The organism is Rhodohalobacter mucosus (assembly GCF_003150675.1).
GTDB classification, from domain to species: Bacteria; Bacteroidota; Rhodothermia; order Balneolales; family Balneolaceae; genus Rhodohalobacter; species Rhodohalobacter mucosus.
This window is the reverse complement of the sequence record NZ_QGGB01000006.1, coordinates 348,004-372,789: the sequence shown is the minus strand read 5'-3', so window position 1 is coordinate 372,789 and position 24,786 is coordinate 348,004. Positions and strand designations below refer to the sequence as shown.

11 protein-coding genes are annotated in these 24,786 nt (G+C 49.5%); all 11 read right to left on the bottom strand.

The genetic code is table 11. The annotated features are described in order from the left end of the window. Positions 1-16 precede the first annotated feature (16 nt). The 11 genes from DDZ15_RS09270 to DDZ15_RS09220 all read right to left on the bottom strand — a co-directional run bounded on the left by DDZ15_RS09270 (position 17) and on the right by DDZ15_RS09220 (position 24,755). Positions 17-3,352: a VCBS repeat-containing protein gene (locus DDZ15_RS09270; RefSeq protein WP_158278664.1), complete on the bottom strand. Its 3,336-nt coding sequence runs from the start codon at positions 3,350-3,352 to the stop codon at positions 17-19. Between the two features lie 194 nt (positions 3,353-3,546). Then, positions 3,547-5,142 carry a RagB/SusD family nutrient uptake outer membrane protein gene (locus tag DDZ15_RS09265; RefSeq protein WP_109646805.1) on the bottom strand — a complete coding sequence of 532 codons (1,596 nt, stop codon included), beginning with the start codon at positions 5,140-5,142 and terminating at the stop codon, positions 3,547-3,549. Positions 5,143-5,160: 18 nt separating this feature from the next. Next, complete coding sequence (locus DDZ15_RS09260) at positions 5,161-8,193, bottom strand: SusC/RagA family TonB-linked outer membrane protein (RefSeq protein WP_199222923.1); 3,033 nt, start codon at positions 8,191-8,193, stop codon at positions 5,161-5,163. Between the two features lie 598 nt (positions 8,194-8,791). After that, positions 8,792-9,601, bottom strand: coding sequence for a hypothetical protein (locus DDZ15_RS09255; protein WP_109646804.1), 810 nt, complete (start codon positions 9,599-9,601; stop codon positions 8,792-8,794). 31 nt (positions 9,602-9,632) lie between these two features. Further along, complete coding sequence (locus tag DDZ15_RS09250; protein ID WP_109646803.1) at positions 9,633-11,441, bottom strand: CRTAC1 family protein; 1,809 nt, start codon at positions 11,439-11,441, stop codon at positions 9,633-9,635. A gap of 72 nt (positions 11,442-11,513) precedes the next feature. Next, the gene (locus DDZ15_RS09245) at positions 11,514-14,990 is read right to left on the bottom strand and encodes a CRTAC1 family protein (RefSeq protein ID WP_109646802.1); all 3,477 of its coding nucleotides are present in this window, start codon (positions 14,988-14,990) and stop codon (positions 11,514-11,516) included. A gap of 29 nt (positions 14,991-15,019) precedes the next feature. After that, entirely contained in the window at positions 15,020-18,337 is a 3,318-nt protein-coding gene (locus DDZ15_RS09240; protein ID WP_158278663.1) for a VCBS repeat-containing protein, read from the bottom strand. A gap of 176 nt (positions 18,338-18,513) precedes the next feature. Next, positions 18,514-20,088 (bottom strand): sodium:solute symporter family transporter, encoded by a 1,575-nt coding sequence (locus DDZ15_RS09235; protein ID WP_109646800.1) that lies wholly within the window; start codon positions 20,086-20,088, stop codon positions 18,514-18,516. A 125-nt stretch (positions 20,089-20,213) separates the two neighbouring features. Then, positions 20,214-23,111 carry an alpha-amylase family glycosyl hydrolase gene (locus DDZ15_RS09230; RefSeq protein WP_158278662.1) on the bottom strand — a complete coding sequence of 966 codons (2,898 nt, stop codon included), beginning with the start codon at positions 23,109-23,111 and terminating at the stop codon, positions 20,214-20,216. 5 nt (positions 23,112-23,116) lie between these two features. Continuing rightward, entirely contained in the window at positions 23,117-24,133 is a 1,017-nt protein-coding gene (locus DDZ15_RS09225) for a LacI family DNA-binding transcriptional regulator (protein WP_109646798.1), read from the bottom strand. 151 nt (positions 24,134-24,284) lie between these two features. Then, positions 24,285-24,755 carry a hypothetical protein gene (locus tag DDZ15_RS09220; protein WP_109646797.1) on the bottom strand — a complete coding sequence of 157 codons (471 nt, stop codon included), beginning with the start codon at positions 24,753-24,755 and terminating at the stop codon, positions 24,285-24,287. Positions 24,756-24,786 lie beyond the last annotated feature (31 nt).

Genomic DNA, 24,786 nt, shown 5'->3' with positions numbered 1-24,786 from the left:
TGACATTGATCATGGCTCATTCCTGAAACCTGTATACCACGGAGGATTCACCCTGTCTTGCCCAGATCAGATGCGGAACCCCTCCTATATTCACCGCAGTAATGTTCCGTGTTTCACCCGGCACATACACGCCCGTTGATTCATGGTTCAGGGTTATCAACCGGCCGTCTCTGTAGGCCAGCACCACCCCTCTTGATGCATCATAAGGGCCGATGTGCGGCTTAACATTGAACAGGTTCCCGCCCATAAAAATCTCGGAAATGCCGTCCTCATTCACATCCGCCAGCTCAATGGCAAACATTGGCGACAGCTGGGCACGAATTGGCAGTGGCTCCATTTCCATTCTGTCACCTCCCCTGTTTCGGAAAACCACGCTCTCCAGAACCCTGGCCTCAAGTACCTGCGCTCTCGCAAGCTCTTCGTCCGTAAGTAGATTCCGGACAGGCGTTCCGGCATACTGCTCATAGTCAGGGAATCGGGAAGCGAGCTGAGGTACTGCACGGACCATCTCCGGTCGAAGGGCGGTTGGGTAGTAGTCTCCGTCATCATAATAAGCGATTATCTGTTCATTGATGCCATTTCCTGAGATGTCTCCCACCCACATTTTTACAGGCCGATCCACTTCTGCACTGAATACGGAATTTCGTCCGTGATTTGCGGCAATCAAATCTGTATGGCCGTCTCCGTCCACATCCTCTGCGGCTATTGCATTCCACCATCCGCTGGACTGTTCCATTCCCAGTTCAGCTGTAATTTCCTCGAAACGGCCTCCTGAGTGACGAAAAACACGAACAGGCATCCACTCACCGGCGATTACCAGTTCACTCTCTCCGTCACCCGTCAGGTCAGCCCAAAGAGCATCTGTTACCATACCCAGTGACTCAAATTCGTCATTGTACTCGCTGGTAACGTCCCTGAAACTGCCTCTTCCATCGTTCTTGAGAAGAAACCCTCTGGCAGGAACGCCGGTATTAAACAGCCTGAGCCGCTCACCCACAAAAAGATCAAGCGAACCATCCCCATTAAAATCGAATGGCGCTACCGTTGAATTGCTTGCGTATCCGCCCGCCGGGAGATAATCCGGTGATTTTTGAAATCTGCCGGAACCATCGTTGATGTAGAGCCTGTCAAGAAGAGCCGATGACCCCGTTGAAAAGGAGCTTCCCCCGGAGGCTACATACAGGTCGGCAACCCCATTCCCGGTGGCATCAAAAAGGGCACAGTCTGTGTCCTGGCTTTCCCTGTCCGTTTCAAAGAGTTCGGATTGCTGTGGGAGGAATTCACCGGACAGCTGCTGTATCATCAGCCGGCCGGCCTGATCCCTGCCGCCCCCGATGTAGAGGTCATCCAGTCCGTCCCCGTTTACGTCGCCCGTGCATTGTGCAGGCCCTTCTTGCGACCTCATTACATTCAGCAGTGGCTCACGGTTAAATTCATTAAATGGAAAGGCTTCATGCTCAACCCCTGAAATACCGTCCAGACGGACCTCGGACAGCAAAGGGGCAGTGCTTTGCGGACTATCCTGCTCAAGGGCGTTTAGGGGGATATCACCCGTCATGGATGCGAATGGCGGCGGCGGAACCCATCTACGTTCCGATTCGTCCTGATGAAGCGTTAGAGCAGCCGGTACGGGCACGTCATACAGCGCATGCACCCGGCCATCCGGCCATGTCACCATCAGGGAGTCAATCATCTCTGATTCGCCCAAACCTACATATATGCCCGGTTCTACGCTCGACTGAAATCCTCTCTGAAGGAAGTGCTCTCTGAACCAGTACCGTTCACCGGCCCATACCTGAACCTGCGCCCCGATTCCGTGGGTATTTCCGCTGTCTCCACGAAGTGTAATACTCAGCCAGCCGTTGTTCGGTTTCAGTTCAGAACCCCTGTTGCGATAAATCTGTGCAGCCCCGTTTACATTATTAACGATAAGGTCAAGCGCACCGTCATCGTCCAGATCGGCCCACGCAGCCCCCGTTGAAAAACCGGGAGTATCCAGTCCCCACTCTCTTGTCTGATCCTCGAATTCAATTCCATTTTTGTTTCTGAACACTTTATTTGGAACGGGTGTGCTGCTCATGGCATCCATCAGGTTCATTATCACATTCTCCTCTCCCGACCGGATCATCTCACCAATTACCCGCGGATTGGCTACCTGCTCTATATAATCCTGGTCCAAAAGATCCTTGTAGATCCCATTTGCAACAAAAATGTCGCTATAACCGCTGTTGTCAAAATCTGCGATCAGAGTTGCCCAGCTCCAGTCGGTGGCGTGCACCCCGGACAGCCTTCCCGTTTCGGAAAAGCCGCGGCCTTTACCATTATTGATCTGAAGGGTGTTTCTGGTAAACTTGTGGTGAAATCCGCGCTCCACATTGCTCTGGTACTCATCCCACGCTTCAAGCGTCATTTTGGATTTCAGTCTGGCTTCATCCTCCGGAAGCATATCCGTTACGTAAATATCCGGCCAGCCGTCATTGTTAACGTCTGCAATATCCGAACCCATTGAGCTGAAACTAAGGCTTCGGATGTAGTCAGGAAGCGACTCCGTAAACGTACCGTCGCCGTTGTTGATATAAAGATAGTCCCTTTCAAAAAAATCATTGGCCACATACAGATCGGGGAACCCATCCCGGTTCAGGTCACCTGCAGAGGCGCTCAGCCCGAAACCGATAATACTGCTGTATATTCCCGCCTCGTCTGTAACATCCGTAAAACTCTCTCCATCGTTTCTGTAGAGTTTACTTGCTCCCTGCGGATCGGGTACACGCCGCTGATCACCGCGAACTCCCTGAAAGCTTCCCAAATTATGAAACGAGTTCGCCACCAGGTACAGATCCAGGTCACCGTCCAGATCGTAGTCAAAAAACAAACCATGCGTTGATAAATTTTCATCCGTCAGGCCATATTCTGAGGATAGTTCCGTAAACGACAAGCCGGAGCCATCCTTTACTGTGCTCGTGTCTCCGTTATTGATATATAGGCGATTATGACGGTTATCCCCCCCGGGTTCACCCGACAGGGTTACATAAATGTCGAGCAAACCGTCACCATTAACGTCAGCCATGCTTGCACCGGTCGACCAGCTCCCTTCACTATTGAGGCCCGCGATATCTGTAACATCGGTAAAGCTGAGATCACCCCGGTTAACATAGAGCCGATTGGATACCATATTTCCGGTCAGAAATATGTCAGGCAGCCCGTTACCGGTAACATCCCCAACGGCCACACCGCCTCCGTTATAAAAATTTCTGAAAATGTACATGTTGAATTCTTCTGTTGGGAACAGAAGATTTTCAAAATCGACACCGGTTCGGTCAGGGTTCAATTCCGTAAAAAGAGAATTCGTCACGGTATCTTGCTCATCAGAGCTGCATGAACCGGTAAAAAGAGAAAACAGCAACAAAAGTAACAGCGGCAGATACAATTTCATGGGTGTCGGAACCGTCAGTCGATTCTAAAGGAATTGAACATAAATATACTACCAATAAAAAAGGGTTGCCATGAATCATGGCAACCCTCTGATATAAATGGTACTAATCTTACTTAGTAGTCGTCATGCTGCGTAAGCGGGAATCCGCCCGTTGTAGCATTGATCTGATCGAGCGGTATCGGCATGATATTTCTGAAGCCGTCAGCATGTGCTGGTTTTTCCCACCATGCGTCTCCCCAAGTGTCGAAACGGATCTGATCCGTTCGTCGGAGGGCTTCCTGAAAGAATTCACGGCCTCGCTCTGCGAGAAACTCCTCTGCACTGAGGTCACCTGAGTTATAGAGATCGGCACCGGCTCGCTCACGAATGAGGTTTACCAGTGAGATCGTCTCAGGATCATTCCAGTTGTTGTTCAGACGTGCAATCGCTTCTGCTTTGTTCATCAGAACTTCAGCATATCGGAGAAGCGTGTAGTCATTGTCCATTTCAGGCAGCTGACCAATCTTATGGGAGAATTTACCGAGACGTACACCGGCCTGTCGTGAACCGTTTGGAGCAAGCTCATTGATTTCCGGTGTATAGTTTACGGGTGCTCCGTCGGGATCAGCTGCGTCAAAAGCTACGTCCAGAATCGGGTTTCCGTTCAGGTCGAACTGCGGCCCTTCTACAAAGAAAGCATCTTTACGGCCGTCATTGTCATCATACGAATCGTAAAACGCTTCAAGTGATGAGTAACCGTTCCATGGCTGCTGCTGAAAATCGTATGTCAGCTGGCTTGGATAGTGGAACGTCATCTGACCGAAGTTCATACCGGCACCCGTTGCTTCGTCGAAAGGAACGATGAAGATATGTTCCGGGCTCTCCACGTTGGCGGGACCGAAAACAGAGTCAAAGTCACCCTGCGGGCCCAGATCGTAGATACCTGAGTCAATCACTTCGTCAGCCGCATCGATGGCAGCCTGCATGGCATCATCGAAGTTCTGGGTTCCCGGTGCATGAGAACCTGTGCCCGGCAGATAAGGATACGGACGGTTGTACACGTCAGCATTCAGATAGAGCCTTGAAAGGAGTGCATATGCAGCACCGGAGCTGATTCTTGCATATCCTGCCGTTTCATTAAGATCGGGCAGCGCATCATTGATTTCCGATACGACAAAGTCATACACTTCCGGTCTGTCAACCTGGGGTGAATCCACACCTGGCTCGGTAACAATTTTGATGCGGCCAAACATGTCCATCAGTCTCCAGTAGTAGTATGCGCGGAGCACACGAAGCTGGGCTGTTTGATTGGCATCAAGAGTGGCATTTGCAAGCAGCTCGTTCGTCTGCGTTACACCGCCATAGTTAACTCCCCATGCACCGTTAAGGCCCGGGTGAGTTGCTCTGAAGTCGTGCCGATGCATATTCAGCCAGATACCGCCGTCAAACCAGTCACCACCTTTCTGGGTGATAACCATTTCGTCAGTGGGAATCTCTGATACCGAGAATACTGTAAAGTGATTCGCAGTACCATTCAGAAGTGTACTGAATGCAGCGTTCAGACCGTCGTTAGGGACGGGTCGGTTTACGTTCTCACTGGCGCCAAAGCCGGGATTATTCGGATCGAATGTGTCTGTAAAATCTGACTGCAGATTTTCATCCAGATCCGTACAGGCAACCCCTGCGAAGACGAGCAGCAATACAGATAATAATTTAGTTAAGTGTTTCATTGTATTCAGCTTTTTGGTTTAAAATCCTATGTTAAGCCCGAATGTCAGGGTTCTCGCCGTGAAGTAGTTATTACGGCGATCTATACCGGCTGATAGTACATCAGCGAATGGACTTATTCGGCCACCATTATCTGTGGAACCACGATCCTGGAGAACAGGTTCCGGATCGATTCCTGTGTAGTTGGTGATCGTAAAAGCATTTTCAAGCGTTACGTAGGCTCTTATACGACGGAATGCTTCAATGCTGGAAACGTCGAAGTTGTAAGCCAGGGTTACGTTGTCAAGCTTCACAAAGTCTGCCTTCTCAACATAAAGTGAACTGAACTGCGAAACGGTCAGGCCTTCCACAGCTTTGTCAGTAATCACCCTGTTGTAGGAGTTAATGGCTCCCGGGTCAATCGGCTCATAGAAAGCGCGATAGGTATTCACCAGGCTGTGTCCGAACGCACCTCTGAAGAAGGCATTCAGCTCCCAGTTTTTGTAGTTCACCTGGTTGGTCCAGCCAAGTGTGAAATCGGGAAAGCCTTTTCCAAGCTGCTTGAAGTCACCATTCTCGGAAAGTGCGTTACCCTGATCCGTAATCAGCTGTCCGTCACCATTCAGGTCAACAAAAACAGGTGTTCCGTCCGGGTTTACTTCTCCGGAGAACACAGGGCCCCAGATCTGTCCAATCTGCTCACCGACCGCAACACGAATCATGTTCGTAGCGTTCTGTCCGGGTGAACCGAGGTTGGCTCGCATCTGCTCATCTATAATAAACTCTTCCAGCTCAGTAGAGTAGGTATCAAATACAATTCCTGTATTCCAGAATACATTCTGGGACTGATACGCGTCATAGTTAACCTGGAACTCAAGACCGTAGGTTCTGAGTCGGCCTGCATTCTGGAACTGGGTTCCTGAAGGAAACTGATCCGTAGGTACCGCAATTTCTAGAATAAAGTCATCGATATCCCTTGTGTACACGTCGAGAGCACCGGTCAGCCTGTCTTCAAACAGACCAAAGTCAACTCCAAGGTTGATTTCGGTTTTCTCTTCCCACTTCAGATCCGGATTGGCATCACGAGCCTTGCTCACTGTACCACCGCCGGCAAAAGAGTATGTGTAAAGATCCTGTGCCAGGCCGTTAGGTCCGGGAAGCGCACCGGTTACACCATAACCGAGACGAATCTTCATCTGAGTGATGGCATCAATATCAAAGAACCGGCTGATGTCGGTACCGATACTGAAGGCCGGGAAACTACCCCACTGATTTTCAGGTCCAAGCTTCGTGGATCCTTCTCTTCTGAACGAGGCATTAAAGAAGATGCCGTTGTCATATGTAACGTTCAATCGACCGAAGAATGCGATGATTCTTTCGTCGGGAGTGGCATAGGAGTCCAGGAATACATTTGCCGGATTACCCAGTACCCTGTCGCCCGACAGATCGATACCGTAGTAACTCTGAACGTTGGTAGGCAGGTTACCCATTTCGATCGTCAGACCTTCCTGGAATGTTTCCTGGAAAGAATAACCACCGGTTATGGTCGCATCCAGCCTGTCAATAAACGTGTCATTATAAGAAGCATAGGTTTCGAAAAGCGTGAAATCCCTGTCTTCAAAATATCTTCGGGCCAGACCGTTTCGGTTGAGGCCGCGGAAGAAAGATGTGCTCGGATAGAACTCACCAAATGACTGTGAGTTAAACTGACGGGCAATGTTTGCATTGATCGAAAGGTTTTCGATTGGGTCAAACTGTGCCTGCACATTGTAGTTGATCGCTTTGCGCTGACCTTCGTTTACGTTCTGTTCGTAAATGGCAACAGGGTTAAAGTTATCGAACAGAATAGCCTGAAAGAATTCACCGTTGTCAAATCGAACCGGTGCGGTCGGATTATAAAGTACGGCATATCGAAGAGCTTCTTCGAATGAATTGTCAATATCACGTCGTGTGGTAGACGCATTCAGGGTCAGTGTAAGCCTGTCATCAAGTGCGTTGTGTGTAATGTTGGCACGTGCATTGATTTGTCGAAATCCTGATTGTTCGAGAACACCGTTCACATCACGGAAGTTTGTGGACACCCTGTAGATCGTGTTTCCGGTTCCGCCTGAAACGGCAATGTTGTGTACGTTGGAGACACCGGTTCGCGTTACCAGATCCTGCCAGTCGGTTACAGACCCGAGGTCGTTACCGCCCGCTTCGATGTATTCCGTTGCGCTCATAACCGGTTGCTGATTCTCAACCATCGCAGCAGATACATAGCCGTTGTAATCCAGACGGATATTTCCTTCCGGATCGCCCGTGTCATAATTTCCTTTTTTGGTCGTTACAAGAATAACGCCTGAAGAACCGCGTGTACCGTAAATAGCGGCAGCAGAACCGTCTTTCAATACGTCAACAGACTGAATGTCGCTTGGATCAACGTTGGCCAGGTCGGCACCAATCACGCCGTCAATCACAATCAGCGGCTCCGTGTTCGCACCTACGGTTGAAAGCCCGCGAAGGCGAATGGTAGAACCCGCATTCGGGTTACCGCCTCTGTTTGTAACGTTCAGTCCCGCAACTTTACCCTGAAGAAGCTGTGCGGAATCGTTCACGTTACCCTGATTAAAACGCTCTTCATCAACACTTGCAACAGCAGAAGTAATTTCACGCTCTTCCTGTGTTCCGTAACCAACTACAACCACGTCGGCGAGCTGTCGGATATCGGGTTCGAGCTCAATGTCAACTGTTGTGCGGCCATTAATTTCAACCTCCTGAGTGATGTATCCGATAAAGGATACGACCAGAACGTTGAGATTCTCCGGCACATTTATTGAGTAGGTTCCATCCATAAGGGATGTGGTACCAATAGTGCTTCCGGTAGCTTCTGATGAGCCCTGCACGATGATTGTTGCACCGGGAAGTGGCTCTCCGTCTGTAGCATCAATCACGGTACCCGTGACTTCAACCCGGTTCTGGGCCTGTGCCTCATTTAAACCAATACCAAACGCCATCACAGCACATACCAGAAAGCATGTAAACGCTTTCAGAGTAGACGCTGAAAGAACATTGGCAGGAAATGAACTCAGCAAGTCTGATTTGGAAAAGGATCTTTTCCGTAGCTTTATACCATTCATATCTGTTGTTTTGTGTTAATGGTTATGAACGTTCCAGTCAGAGAGAGTAGTCTTCACACGTACACGTCCGCAGGAACAAGCATTATTATAAAAAAAGCCCTTCCATAATACAAAGTTTTGCATAGGTAAATTGCGCAATTAAAGACAAAAAAAACCTAAAGCTGAAGCATACCGGGACCGAATGGGTAAGATGGGTTTTTTTGGAAGCGCTTTTTTCAAATTCCGGATATTCTGCCCGGATAAATTCAGAAGCCTTGATCGATAATTATAATCTATTGTTTTGCAGTATGTTATGAACTTCTGGCAGTGCAAAAAAAGCCACTCTTGACAGTTATGTGATCATTTCACCTCAGGTTGCCGGATTTTCCCTTACTAAGGTGATTTTTAATCATCCGGCATTATCTTTTTTTTAAATTTTCGTTGCCTTAATACTGCATTTGGTCACCCGGCTCTGATTTTTTTTTGCGGAAAATAGCCTGAGATGGCGCACAGCATCACATTATCTCAGGTGCACCTGAATGGACCCCGGATACTGAAGTAAAAATCGATTTATCTATGCATTTCCGGGAACGGCGGGAGTGGATAATGCGGCCTGGCGGTCTTTGCTCCACTTTTCCCAAATCAATGCTATGGGACCCACAATAAACAGTGCATAAAAAGGTGCATATACGGCTTCTCCCATACGGAAAAAGAATTCAGCAAATGCAATCAGGAAGGCCACAGCCATACGGCCGTTCTTTGTACTGAGGGTTGTTTTAGGGTCTGTAATCATGAAGAGAACAAACAGCTGGTACATGGGACCCGTCAACGGAGCCACTTCCGTTATGAATACGCTGTCGGTTAGCACGCTTCTGAGCCATGCGAAGCCGACAAAAGAGACGATGTACACCGCACAAACATGGAATAATTTCACTTTCGATATCACAAGCAATCCTACAACCCAGATTGCAAGCATGGCCCACATATTACTCCCCCACTGGATACTCAGAACCGCCATACTATCCGATGCAATCAAGAGCATCACCACAATTCCAAAATTTGTGGGGTTCCACAGGTGGGTTCCTTTATACCGGAACACATACTTGGAGGCGATGGAGATGGCCGCGCACAGTGCAAAAGGCCATATCATGGGAGAGCGAACCAGAATGCCCGCACTGTTGCCGGATATGTAGGCGCTCGAAAGGTTGCGCCATTTCCCGGTTACCATCCGGTGCAGCAGAAGTTCCGCAACCACAGCAGCTGACAGTGCTGCAGCAAATTTTTCCCAGCCGTCAAGAATGCCAAAAGAGATATGGGCAGCCACAACAACCGCGGTGATCAACACAGGCCCTATAAGACCGGGAGGAATGGAAAGTTTCTTCATGAATGAATGGGTATCGGAATTTGCCAAAATTTTAATCCTCAGATTCTATAATGCTGTGATAACGATTCAGTTCCGGTTTTTCAATCACATCAATGTTACCGGATGGCCATCTGATTTCTGCTTTTTCTGCTTCTGCCACTTCACCCATCCCAAAATGAACGGCCCGCTGGCTTTGTGAGCTGAATGATTCCCCGCCGCTCACCATCTTGCGGGTTATCCGGCCGTCCCAGTAAAGGAATACTTCCGCTCCGATCGCGCTGCGATTGCTTTCGGTGCCCGTAAGCCTGAATCCTACCCAGTTGCGGTCAGGCTGTCCCTGATTTTTGAAAATTTTTACCGGTTGGTTCTGATTTGCAACAATAAGATCAAGATTCCCGCTCCCGTCCAGGTCGGCATATGCAACAGACCGGCTGTCCAGGCTCAGGGACCCGCCCACGGCACCGGCAACTTCACGAAAACGGCCCGCGCCATCATTGAGCCAAATTTTATTGGTTTGGTATCCCGAAAAGGACCGGCTGTTCATCGCAGGCCAGTTATTTGCATCGATGATAATATTGCGATTTCCGCCAACTACCCTCGAGTAATCGTACCAATAATCAGTTCCCGGTTCATCCGACACGTACCCGTTCGCAACATAAAGATCCAGGTAGCCGTCATTATTCAGATCAACAAATTGTCCGCCGTATCCCCATTCACCGATTTCGACTCCCATATTGCCGGCAAGATTTCTGTATCCGGGTACACCCGATTCACTTTCCGTGGATGATGACGGCACCCATAAGTTATTCCCCTGCATCAGAACTCCGGCCTCGGATATATTGGTAATGTAGATGGAATACTCTCCCCGATTCATAAAGTCACCCAGGGACGCACTCATTCCGCTCTTGGGCACAAACCCTATACCGGTTTCCTCCCCAACGTTTTCAAAAACCCTGCCTTCGCAGTTCAGAAGAACTTCATCCACGCCATAATCGTTGGCCAGGATAATATCCGGATATCCGCTGTTGTTGATATCGGCCGCGGTGGATGCAAGTGTCCACTTTCTGGTTTCCTGCAAGCCGCTCTCTTCCGATACATCCGTAAACGTACCGTCTCCGTTGTTCCGGTAGAGATAGTTTAGCCCGCCGTTGGTAGCATATTCATAACTATCGGGCATCATCCGGGTATCTTCAAGATCGAACAGATTCACATCTTCGTGATAGTAGCCGCCTATAAACAGATCCAGAAAGCCGTCCCGGTTATAGTCGAACCAGAATGCGGTATTGGAGTTTATCTTTTTGTTCAGGCCTGCCCCATCGGTTACCGGTTCAAAGCCGCTTCCTTCCAGATTTCTGAACAGTTCAGGACTGCCCCATCGGTAAACAAGCAAATCTTCATATCCGTCGTTATCAAAATCACCCCAAACGGAACCCATGGATGCACCCGCTGCCGCGCTGTTCAGGGCGGCCACACCCATCTCTTCACCTACGTCGGTAAATGTGCCGTCTCCCATGTTTTGGTAGAGCGCATTCGGTGTTCCGAATTCACTGCTTGTAAAATAGAGATCCGGATACCCGTCGTTATTGAAGTCTGCAACCGAAACGGATGCTCCTACCGAAGAGATCTGGGGAAGGATATGCGAAAGTTCATCATCTACCGTCACGCGCTGATGTGAAAAATCCACGCCTGCAGCCTCTGTGATATCTTCCAGATAGAAGCCGTACCGCTGCAGCACATCTTCCCTGTCAGCGTAGTCATCACTGCTCATCCAGTCTGAGTAGGTTCGCATTCCAAACGGAATGGATATAAGCAGTGCAAATATGACAGCGGCCGCTATCCGGGTCAGCGTTTCCCTTTTCATGGATCTGTAACTCGTATCATGTTTACTGTAAATGGTGTCATATCAATCATACTATCAATGATTTTTAAAATATCATTCATTTTGTTGCTCATCCGGACCAAAAACCAGTGCATTTATAAAATTGTAGGGGGTGATATACCGGGTATGGTAGTTTACCCAGTCTTCGGGATATTTTTTGAATACAGGATCATTGAACAGTGTTTCGGTACCGGTGAAGGTATAATTTTGCTGCCCGTGGTACGGGAGGGGTAAAACGGTTGCGGATGCCTCCGTGTTGTAATCCCCGTCTTTTTCCCAGCCGTCGGACACAAATACATAGCTGCGGGTATATCCCTCCCGGGGAGGGGCAGCCTCCTCAAACCGGAGCAGCAGTTCATCCCCTGCATTCATGATCACATAGCGATCGTCAATGTTCTGCAGAAGTTCACTTACATCCCCGAAACGGGTATGAAAACCCTCCAGGTCACGCCATCTCTGGTTGGTGCTCGATACAAAACTGTAATCAGGCAGCTTTGGCGAGGTATCATTTACACGATACCACTCCGAAAAGCCCCTGTACCTGAGATCCATTTGCACAGGCTGCAGATCTGTTTCGGTTATCAGCGATGGATTCATCTTATCCGCCTGTAAAATAGAGTCCCAGTAGATCTCGGTGGTTGTGGTTAACCTCACCTTGCGGATTTGATCAGCCAGGCCGGCCTTCTCCAGATCTATAAGTATGGTTTTGAGTTTACCGGCCGGGAAGCCATAGTTCTCATGGAGTGTTGTCCATGATCCGTCGCCTGTCGAAACTTCCACATGCAGCCCCTGCGGGGAATCGATGCTGCCCTGACTCAGTGCCAGGTTTATGGAGCTGTCGGTCGGCCGAAGCCATCCCGAAAGCACCAGCCACTGTGCGGCCTCTGATTCGTTCAGTGCAATCTCAATGGAATGTTCTTCCGTAAGCCCCTGATATTTGGTTTTAACGAACGGCTGTGCATATGTCTCATCAAGTTCAGATACCCGTTCCGTAAGGTCATTCCCCCTCTCGTCGGTTACGTTCGCAACCGGCAGCGGCCTTCCCATTACGTTTGTTGAAAGATCGGGGGCCGGAAATGCGAAACGTTCATCAATAAATATTTCTGATCCCTCCGGATGATCCACCGCAACCAGGCTCACATAGTCGAAAAAGTGAGACTCCCACAGTTCGGCCGTAATCCTTACGTCGTAATATCCGTCCACAGACTCAATCTTTTCGGATGGAATCCGGACTCTGTCTAGCGTTTGCTCAACACCTGCCGTTTCCAGCGCATTGATACGCAACCCAAGCGGTGAGCGCCACAGGATATCCGTTACAAAATGCATCTCTTCACCGTCGCCTGTAAACAGCCATGGACAAGACCCCTTGAGAATCTGTTCATTAAATATGGTGGCGCCCATACCCAGTTCTGCGAACTCGGCCTGTACAGATCCATTGGGCCAGATGATACGCAGCATTTGTGCCTCTTCATATTCACCCAATCCGAAATGGACAATAGGAGATTCAATAAGCTGCTTCTGGTAAAGCAGTCCGGAACGCACCTCCATCTCCCCGCCGATTCCAAAGGAGTTGATGCGCCTGTCTCCTTCCGTCCCGGAAGCCCGGGCCCGTATGGATCGCGCAAAATACTGCTTGGTACCGCTGTTCATCAGCTGAAACGGATTAAGATCACTGCTGACACCAAGAAGGTCCAGGCGGTCGTCACCATCCACGTCAAAAACAGACATGACCCCTCCGGGCAGCGTCTCAGGACGGTTGAGCAGAGAAAGCTGCCGCCCCGTATCGCCCAGCCATATCTGCGTCCGGTCGGGTGAAGAGTGTACCAGGTCGAGAGCACCGTTGTTGTCAATATCAGCCGCAAAAAGATGATTGAAGCCCGGCGCTTCTGAGCCTATACCGGCCTGCGTCAGCTGCTGTTCACTCCATTGTGAGCTTCTCATATCGATCGAAGCGGTGCGAATTTCACCGTCGCGCCCTGCCGAAATGATTTGAAACCGTGCATCGGCGTTCAGATCCGCTACGGTAATAGCTGTGCGCCCTTCCCCGATCATAGTCCCATCGTCAAATTCACCGCCCCTCAGATTTTTATATACGCGCAGATTGCCTCTCCTATCCAGCAGCACTGCCTCGGGAACACCGTCGCCATCCATATCGGCCCAGCTGAATTGTCTTACGCCGGTACTTCCTGAGAAAGGCTCCATGGCCGTGAGGGTATCGTCCCCGTTGTTTCGGAGCATAACCGGAACTCCCTCATATCTTGCAAGCAGCAGGTCGAGGTCTCCGTCCATATCGGCGTCGAATGTCCAGATTCCGAAATAGCGATCGTTGATGATATCTGAGTTTAACTCTGTACCGGCCGTGATATCTGAAAAGGTCTGGTCATCATTTTGCAGATAGAGGCGGAAACCGTCAGAACCTGCAACAGCTATGTCGTTCCTGAAATTATAGTTGAAATCAATTTCAGTAAAGGCTGCTTCCGGCAAAAGTTCACTGCTGCTGCCGGGAAAGTCCAGCCGTACCTCGTTGTCTACAACAACCTCACCACCGCTGATGGCAACCGGAAACGGGGGGGCGTCCTCAAGCAGGGTCACCCCTTTCAGCCATTGCGCTCTTTCCTCAGGAAGTTCAGGAACCGAGCGTGTGAAAGTAAGCTGTGTGTCGGGCTCCGCCACCTCCACGGAGGGCTCAGGCAGATGGAGGAACTCCGTAATCAGATATCCGACATCCGTTGGCGGCAGCTGTAAATCAAGCAAATCAGCCTGGAATTCAGATTCCGAACCCAGGCCGCTTCGAAGAAATGAGAGCTCCAAAAGCAGATCGGAGGCGTTGCCGCTACCCAGTTCATCGCGAACGGTCATGAACTGATCTCTGTTTTCGGCTGACCATTCCGACGACATATCCGACAACCGGTTTAGATAGGATTCCGCTTCTTCAAACCTGTTCTCTTTTACGGCAACCCGAATCAGTTCGAGCAGAACGACCTGGTTATCGGGAGCCAGATCGTACAGACGGCCCAAAACCTGGCTGATCTCTTCCGCATTCGCCACGTCATCCTCCCTCTCCAGCTCCGCCGCAAGTGCAAAAAGAATCCTTGGACGCTCCGGAGCCGCTTCAGCAGCTTGTCTCAGCAGGGAAATGGATTCCCCGATTGCCCCGCGCCGGCTCTCAACCATGCTCGAAAGGAAAAGAATGTCTGCATTTTCTGGCTGCAGGTTTCGTGCACGCGACAAACGATCGGCTGCAAGTTCCAGGTTACCCTGCCGCATGGCATAGACTCCCAGGTTTGCCCAGGCAGCGGCTTCTTCCGGAAATGCCACAGCTACATCATTCATTTTGTTAAAGGCAAAGCGGGATTGATCGGTCTGGCTTGCAGCCAGGCTCATATAAAAATCAGCCACAGCCTCATTATACTCTGCGCCTGATTCTGCATCACCGTCCGCATTTCCACCACAGGAAACCAATACGACGGCAGCGAGCAGCGACGCACACACACTGAGAGCAGATGAATTTTTTTTGAATTGAGTAAACATTCTTCTTTAAAATCTGATTGTCATAATGGTTACGGTGTCCCGGGAAACGTAAAGTAAAGAGGTTTATCGTTGTTCCGGATCACAAGAATCAACTTTCCAGCCTGATACAGCATAAGGCTTTCGATACCCCTGATTTCACCCGGAGCGTAAAATCCGCTTCTGTGCTGCGGCAGGGAAGAGAATTCACCGTTCCCGTTTCCTTTTAAAAGCAATCCGTGCCCTGCATCCTGCGCACCTCCATAGCTGGGTTTTACATCAAGAATATTTCCGCCTAGAATCAGATCGGTATGTCCGTCTCCATCCACGTCATCCGGATAGATTGCCATTACCGGGAACCACTGGGCCGGTTCGGGAAGCGGCATCCGCCGGTACACTCCCTCTTCCGTATTCAAAAAAACCATAGACCTGGTTTCGTGCAGTTCTTTCTGTAGAGCCTCATCAAGCAGATCCGAACCAAAGAGGTTTCGGGTTGATGAACCGGCAAATTGACTGTATGAATCCGGTTCGTTTGGAATGGTTGTAATTTGTCCTTTCAGCTCATCCAGCTGCTCAAATGGGAACTCCATTCCGTTTTCCGAAACAGCAACCAAAGGTTCGGTTTGCCCGTTTCCGTCAAAATCATTGATATATAGTGTTACGGTACCATCCAAATAGGGCTGCAGCCGGCTGTTCGTGCCAAAATTTCCAGCAATCAGGTCGGGAAGACCGTCACCGTTTATATCATCAGACCGCAGCACCTGCCATAGCCCGCTCAAGCCATCAAGGCCTTTCTCCGCGCTTACCGGGTTCATCCTATCTCCGGTATTCTCCAGGTAGTAAATCGGCATCCACTCTCCTGCTATCACCAGGTCGGGGAGCTGCTTGCCGGGCACATCAATCCAGGCCGCAGAGGTCACATTTCCTATGGTAAGTATGTCGGGAGCCATCTCCCTGGTAACATCTTCAAAGTTTCCGGTGCCGTCGTTTCTAAGCAGTACGCTTCGTGGGCCTATTCCGTACTTCCACGGGTCGGCATGGCCACCGATAAACAGATCCTGATGACCGTCTCCGTTAAAGTCTGCGGCGCGAACCACTCCGCTGTTTACTCGATGCTCCGGTATTGCTGAACCGGCTCTGGTAAAAAGGCCGTTTCCATCATTCAGGTACAATCTATCACTCAGCAGCGGGGAGTCCGTTGGATATTCGTACCCTCCGCTTGCAACATAAAGATCCGAAAATCCATCGGAATTGGCGTCAAAAAACACGGCATCCACATCTTCTGTCTGGCTGTCACGTGCAAATGCCTCCTGCTCCGATGCCATGAAGCTGCCGTCAGATTGCTGGATGTAGAGTACTGCGGACCTGCCGCGCGATCCTCCCGCAAAAAAATCGTCGAGGCCGTCACCGTTTACGTCAGCCACGGCTGTTGCGGGCCCGCGCCTTGACTGTTTGTAAGGAACGAGAGGTTCTCTGTAAAAATCATCAAACCGATTCTCCTGATGCACATAGTCGATTTGCGGACCGTCTGACACCTCCTGAATCGGTGTTTCGGAACGCTCAGGACGAATCCGTGAATAGTCAAAGCCGGCCTCCGCATCAGATATTTGAAGCTCCAGGGTGCGGTTAAGGTCCGGTTCCTGCAAAACCTGGTAGGAACCCTCCGGCCAGACAACAAGCAGAGAATCGATATCACTTCTGCTGCCCAGCCCAAAATGCAGTGTATGATCTACGGAAGATTGAAATCCCCGAACCGGAAACTGTTCTCTGTAGAATATCTTGTCGCCGCTGTATAAAAATACTTTGCTGCCAATACCCGTCCGATTATTACCGGAACCGTTCAGTTTAATTTTCAGATAGTTTCTGCTTTCCGATGCTGCGGTGCCGTTACTGTTCTGGAAGATGGATGCAGGTTCGTTGATATTACTTACTGCAAGGTCAAGAAGTCCGTCACCGTCCAGGTCAGCATGAACGGCACCCGACGAGAAACCGGGCCTTGAAAAGCCCCAGGATTCTGTAGAGTCAGCAAAGGTGAAATCACCGCGATTATAAAACATTTTGTTTGGAACACGTACATCCGGCATCGACTCAATAAGCGAAAACAACCGCCTGTCGAGTTCCTGTCCTGAATACTCGGAGCGCAGAGACTGCAAGGCCGCTACATAGTCCAGGTCATTCGGCCTGCCGGGCATGCCGTTGGTCACAAACAGATCCTGAAGCCCGTCATTGTCGAAATCGGCAAAGAGCGACGCCCAGCTCCAGTCTGTACGGGCAATTCCGGATGAAAATGCCGTCTCGCTGAAAACCGGGAGGCCCGTATCGGGCGAGAAACCTCGGTTCACCTGAAGAGTATTGCGATTGTTTTTCTCACCAAATCCGAAATTCCGTTTGGCCTCCTTCACAATCATAATATCAGGTCCGCCGGACCTGAGAAAGGTTTCGTGATCCATCGGCATCATATCCAGCGATATAATATCCGGCAATCCGTCATTGTTGATATCGCCGATATCATTTCCCATGGAGGAGTTACTGGTATGCCCAACCATGGAGTAGAGCAGCTCCGTAAAGGTTTCGTCTCCATTGTTAATGTAGAAGTAGTCGTCTTCATGAAAGTCATTTCCAACATAGATATCGGGATGGCCATCCAGGTTGATATCCGTAACGGCAAGGCCAAGCCCATACCCCAGTGCACTGCTGATGATGCCTGCCTGTTCCGTAACGTCGGTAAAACGATTGCCATCATTGCGAAACAGGCGGTCGCCCGCTTTCGGGTCGGGCCGCGCCCTCAGCTGATCGGCCCTGCCATATGTATTTTCATTATGAAAAGAGTGGTTCAGCAGAAACAGATCCAGTCGCCCATTGCCATTGTAGTCAAAAAAGGCGGCCTGTGTGGAATAACCTTCAAAATCTAGCCCGTAATCGGATGCGAGATCGGTAAAAGTACCGTCTCCATTGTTGATCCATAGCTGATTGGCACCTGATTTCGTGAGGTACGTCACCCTGCTTAAGTAAATATCCAGATATCCGTCACCATTCACATCGGCCATGGTAACCCCGGTGGTCCAGCTCCCCTCTTCACCCAAAATTCCGGAAATTTCAGTTACGTCTTCAAACCTGAACTCTCCCAGATTACGGTATAGTTTGTGATCACCGGCATTGGATACAAAAAAGAGATCCGGCAAACCGTCATTGTCAATATCACCGGCGGCTACACCTCCGCCGTCATAAAAATAGAGGTAGTTCTGAATATTGAAATCAGGGGTGTTGGTTACCCGATTTTCGAAATCTATACCTGTTCGGTCGGAGGGCAGTTCTTTAAATCGGGTATCGGACTGCGAGCTGCAGGCAGAAAACAACCATACAATAGGCAACAATAGCAGTGTTGGCAGAAAGAGACGGGGGTACCGGCTTTTGAACCTCATAATAAACCTAAGGAGATGTATTTTCGGGAGAATACCCGCAACTGAAAAAACAGCATATTACACGATAAGATATTGCAGTGCGATGAGCGATTCAATTAAATCTGCAGAAACCTTGACCCGGATATTTACAGCCAGAAAGCCAGTGAAACGCTGAATAGCAGAATGGCCGCAAAGTAAGCCGACAGAACCGCAGTCTCTTTAAACCTGAACTCAATGGGCGCAAGCGAATAGACGGATCTCTCTTCTTGGGTAGTAAATGCCTTTTCGGCTGCCCAGGCGGTAAATACGGTCATAAAAAATCCGGTTGCATTCCACCAAAACCAGAAAATGTAGGATTCAGCAAACAGCCAAAGCATCAGATTGAGCAGAACGCCCGCAAATATTCCGGTATTCATCGCTTTTTCGCCAATAGACTTGCTTAGCATCGCAATCGCGAATGTAGCGATAATGGGACCATAAAAGAGAGATCCGATTTTATTAATGGCTTCAATTACGGTTGGTGCAATATTTCCGGCAGAGAATGCAAGCAACACACAAATAACGCCCCAGAATACCGTGTACTTTTTCGAAAGCCTGAACTGCTGATCCATAGAAACATGGCCTTTGCGCGAAGGCAATATAAAATCCTGCACGGTTGCCGCACTCAGAGAGTTCAGGGCAGAGTCGAGCGACGACATGGCCGCTGCCAGAATAGCCGCCACCAGCAGCCCGATCAGTCCGTTCGGTAGATATTCCACAATAAAGAGGGGTACCATGTAATCGGACTGACCTTCGGGGATACTGCCCAAAAACTGTGGTGTCATCATTGCAAAGGTTCCTATCAACAGGCCCATTCCGCAATAAAGCAGTACCGTTGGAAAACGACAAAACCCGTTGAACAGAAGGGCTTTGCGAACGTTTTTCATATCCTTGCTCGAGAGTATGCGCTGCGCCTGACTCTGATCACATCCGTAGTAAGCGGTGTAGAGAAAAAACCCTCCAACCACCATGGGCCAGAATCCGAACTCCTCACCGTCACCAATGCCCAGATTTGAAAAGGAGACCGCATCCAGCCGGCTTCTGTCCAGGTTATCCATAAATACATTCCAGCCGCCTATCAGATCAAATGCAATGTAGGAGCAGATAAGAAATCCGATAAACAGGATAGCCATTTGAATCACGTCCGAAATCACAATAGCCTTCATCCCGCCCAGGTAGTCATAAATGAGAGCAACAAGGCCGGTAACCAGTATATTAATCCAGAGCGGGATACCAAAAACGGCTTCCAGAACAATGGCAACTGCGTAAACCGTGATACCCGCTGCAAAGGCCCGGCTGAACTGAAAAACAGCACTCAAAATTTTGGTTGTGCTTTTTCCGAACCGGTTTCCCAGGTAGGAATAAATGCTGATAATGCCTGATTTATAAAGCGGCGGAAAGATAAAGATGATCAGAAAAATCATCGCTATGGGGACGGCAAATTCATAGGTTAGCCACTGCAGGCCGCCTCCCTGTCTGAGCCCCACAAATGCGGGCGCCGAAATAAAACTGACGGCACCAAGCTGGGTTGCCATGGTGGAAAGCCCCACCTGCCACCACCTGAAGTTTTTGCTCCCAAGATAGTAATCTTCGGTAGTGCTTTGCCCCCTGCTCAGATAGTAGCTCAGGCCTATCAATCCGGCTGCATACAAAGCGATTACCAGCCAATCAAGATAGTTCATAGAAAGATCAGGTTAGTTAGTGCAGGGTGCGGTTGGTTAAGGGAAAGACGTTGCTGTGTCTTCCGGACAAGCCATAAATATGGGACCTTTCAAATTGAAATAAAAATCGGATCCGCCTGAACCCGTTACTTAATCAGGGTCATTTTCTGAACCGATGAACCGCCCCCGCCAACCATTCTCGTGATGTACACTCCGCTGCTCAGGTCAGAACCGTCAAAATTGATTGTAAACTGACCCCTTGGATGCAGGTCGTTGTTCACCAGCGTCGATACACGTCTTCCCAGAATGTCATAAACATCAATCCTGACGGGCGACTCTTCCGGAACCACATATCGTATGGTTGTGCCGGGGTTAAAGGGGTTGGGAAAATTAGGTTCAATAATGAAATCGTTCGGCAGTGTGGCAAATTGTGATTCACCGGGTTTGAAAAAAACATTGGATTCGGCAGGTTCAATTTCCCTGCTCGTGAAAATCCTGAATTCACCGGGTGATAGTGTAAACGTCTGTTCAAGCGTATTATCCACCTCAATGGATTCACCCGTCACAAAATCATTCCAGGTCCCCGCCGCGCTGAAATCTACGGTAAGCTGATTGAATGTAACCCCAAAGTTTCCGATTACCAGTGCGTCCATGTCAGAATGCGAAAGGCGAATCCATTTTGTATCACCGCTCAGCGATGAGCTGAAATCCGTATCGGCTGAGGAGAAGACCGGGCTTGACCTTCTGAGGCGCGTCAGCTCACCCCATGACCTGTAGAGGCGGTTTCTGTTCTCCTCATCGTAGTACTCCCATCGGATCGGTTTCGGGTCCGTTCGCCCCGGGTCCGTTGCGCGGCAGTCGCCATCCCCGCTTCCGCCCGGCTTCAGGCACTCTCCCGGTGCCCAGCCGTATCCCAGTTCACCGAACTGCCAAAGCATTTTGGGACCGGGTATTGTAAAGAAAAACGCACCCGCCAGCTTCATTCGCTGAAGAGCCGTATCCAGATCCTTAACATTGTGATCCTGATTGGTGTCATTGCCAAATTCGGCAGCCTTATGCATCAGCCACTGTTCATCATGACTCTCCATATAACCCACCAGGTGCGGATTCTGAAAATTGCGGTTCCCAAAATAAATACCCGACATGTTGGATTTGATGCCTTCATTGTACCCCATCACACCTTCCGAATAGTTGAAATTGTGATTGCCCCAGAGCATCATTCCATGCTGTTCGAGCTGTCTCTCCTCAGAACCGGCGGCGAAATGTTCTAGGATAATATACGCATCCTGATCGTAGGTGCGGATTTCATCATACATACGCTTGAGGTTGCTGATACGCTGCGGATTCTCCCCGTCGAGCAGGCTGCGGTCGTCCACATTGGAGGCAAAACCCTTGGAGAGGTCGAACCGGTAACCGTCAATATTGTAAGTTTCGAGCCAGTAGCGGTTCATGCGATCCACCCAGTACTGAATGTACGGATGATCGTGATTGAGATGGAAAAAGACGTTGTAGGCGTGACCGGGGCCGAGCAGCGGGTTTCCGTTTGCAAAATCACTTCCCCGCGACTGCCCGAACATCCGGATCAGAGGAGATCTGTCATGAGCGTGATTGTACACTACATCCAGCAGCACGGCTATGCCTCTGCTGTGTGCTTCATCCACGAATTGTTTGAAAGCCCTTCGGGTACCGTACGACTTATCAAGGGCTCCGTGGAAAGTGGGATTGTATCCCCAGCTGATGTTGCCGTCAAATTGAGAAACCGGCATCAGCTCGATGGCGTTTACCCCGAGGCGCTCCAGGTAGCCAAGCGTATCGGCCAGTACCTGAAACGACTGTTCCTCGAGGAAATCGCGTACAAGCAGCTCATAGATAATCAATTCTTCTTTTGGGGGCCGTTCAAAATCGGTTACCTGCCATACATACTCATCTCTTCCCGGCTCCAGCACACTCACCGTATGCTCGGTCAGTCCGGCAGGATACACGGGAAGGTCCGGATAGATGGTTTCGGGAATAAACCTGTCGAAAAACGGATCAATCACAAGCTCCGAATAGAGATCCGCAACCCGTATCTCCCCGTCAACGAGGTATTGATAACGATAAGTTTCACCGGGTGTCAGGTTATCAAGCGTTATCCAGAATCTCTGCCCTTCCGGAGCGCTACTGTCCAGGTTCATAAAGTACTCCTCACGCACCTCCCAACCCGAGAAGTCACCGATCAGGTATACAAAATCCTTACCCGGAGCGTACACGGAGAGCGTGGCCGATGTCCCTCCCTCATGATAGGTGATTCCATCTTCTACACCTGCAGGACGCGACAGCACGGTGACGGGCGGATTGATCACGATATAAAGTGAATCCCTGGCCTCCTGGCCCTCGGAGTCTACAGCCAGGGCTACAAAATCCTTTCTGCCCTGATCCGTTACCGTGTAGGAGTAGCTTAAGAAATCACTTCCCGAAGAGGAGGCAATCTCCGATCCATCCTGAAAGAGTGTAATCGACTGCAGGGTACCCGACGGCGACGTCCCCTCAATCTCAAACTCAATAACCTCACTTAACTCCGCAAAATAGGGATTGAGGCCGCTTACGGATGGCGATGAAAATTGCACGGCAATGCTGTTATTGTTTATATCCACGTACAGATTTTCACTCTGCAGATTCGTATCCGCACTTCTGAATACAAAAGCAAGCTGGTAGATTCTGTCAACGCTTTCCGGAACGGAGTAAAATTCGCGAATATCGTCTATCTGAAGTTCCCAGATGTTCTCTCCCGTGCTGCTCATCTGGAGTTCAGGAAGGTTTTCACCCCAATTCGATTTAACGTACGACCAGTTGCCGGAACCGATATCTGCCTCGGAAACAATCACTCCGGTGTGTGCATACACATCACCCTGAAAGTCAACCAGGTCATCCCTGTCGGCCTGTGATGCGTCAAAAATGATGGTTATCGGCCCATCCTCCGTTGGAAAAGAAGGATCCGATGAAATCGCCTGTGAAAATGCAGACGCAGGAACCAGTAAAAAAATAAGATATAGTAACGGTGACAAAAACCTCATACTGCTTCGTGTTTTACGGTTGGCTTTTCAGAAGAAGACCGGATAACCAGCTCCGGTTCATATTGAGTGTGCCGGGATTTTGATTCGCCATTTCTGATTCTGCTTATAAGCATTTCGGTTGCCTCAGAACCCATTCTATACATGGGCTGGCTTACGGTAGACAATCCGATATATTCGGATATGCTGAGGTTATCAAAACTGATCAGCGGAATCTTGAGCCCCGTTTCCCTCATTGCTTTTTGAGCTCCCACCGCTTTGATGTCGGATGTACAGAATACGGCATCCGGCATGGGATCCATGGTTAATATTTTCCTCATGGCTTCATAGCCGCTCTGTTCGTTAAACCCGTCTCTCTCCATATTATCGCCTGTAACGACATAGGACTCCCGGAAAGGGATTTTACTCTTTTCAAGTGCCTTTTTGTATCCGGCCAGACGCTCACGGATAGGGATGGCATTCGGATTCGCGGACAAAATAACTATACGCTCATATCCACGGGAAATCAGGTAGTCCGTTGCCAAAAATGCTCCCTCGACATTGTCGAAGCTTACAGAATCGAAATAACTGCTGTAATCATCCAGCAGGCTGATTGGAACCTGATATCTCTCTAGGCATGACAGTTCCTCCTCATTCAGGTGAAGCGAGACAAGGAGATACCCTTCAGCCCAGCTTTTTTTTATGATATTCTCAACCTGGTCAATGGCTCTGCTGTCCTGGCTGATGTTTACAATATTCAGCTCAATATCGTGAGAGGCAAGGCAGTCCTGTATTCCTCTCAAAATTTCGGTTAGGAAGTAGTTCGACATAACCGGAGCGAGCATCATAATGCGATTTTTGCGTTTGCTGGCAAGACCCTGAGCATACACATGAGGCTGGTAACCCAACCGGTCTGCAACCTTCATTACTTTTTCGCGCGTTGACGGTTTTACAGATTCAGCTTTGTTAAACACCCTGGAAACTGTAGCAATGCTTACACCTGCAGCCTTGGCTATATCATAGATTGTATGTGACAAAACGCTGTATGTTTGAGAGAGGATTTCTGTTTTGTTTAAAAAACAGATGAAAAATCAAAGAAGCTACTATTGCAGGTTAAAAAATCCGGCAGACAGAAATCAGGTCTGCCTGCCGGTCGGTGATCATGATTGAAACTGCAGCTGTTTCTTCTTATTCGGGCTGGTCACCCCAGATATCCTGGATTTCAGCGCCGGCTGTGAGGGTTGCTGTACGATTGGGGTCGCCGGCCCACTCGCCTCCGTCCCATCCCTGTGCAACAAAATCAGAGAAGTATTTGTAAGCAACTTCTCCGGTGGCCTCGGGGGTTACAACCGGGATCTCGGTGCTCGCATCTTCGATGAGAACCATTTCCTGCCGATCGGGCTCGGTTCCGGGCTCCGTCCAGTTCAGAAGTGAACCGGTAATGTATACTTTATGAGTCGCGGGATCGAACCCTTCAATATCCGTCATATCTACAAAGAATGTAGCTACTCCGTCTCCTTCAGTGAATGAGAGTGCATAAACCACCTCAGTGGTTTCTTCCTCTTCCTCTTCGGCTCCTGTGGTGTTGTCAGAGCATGACATCAACGCAAAAGGCAGAAGCAGGGCTGCAAACAGAATTGTAAGCTTATTTAAACTCATATAATTACTCCAAAATTTATATTAATCGGTA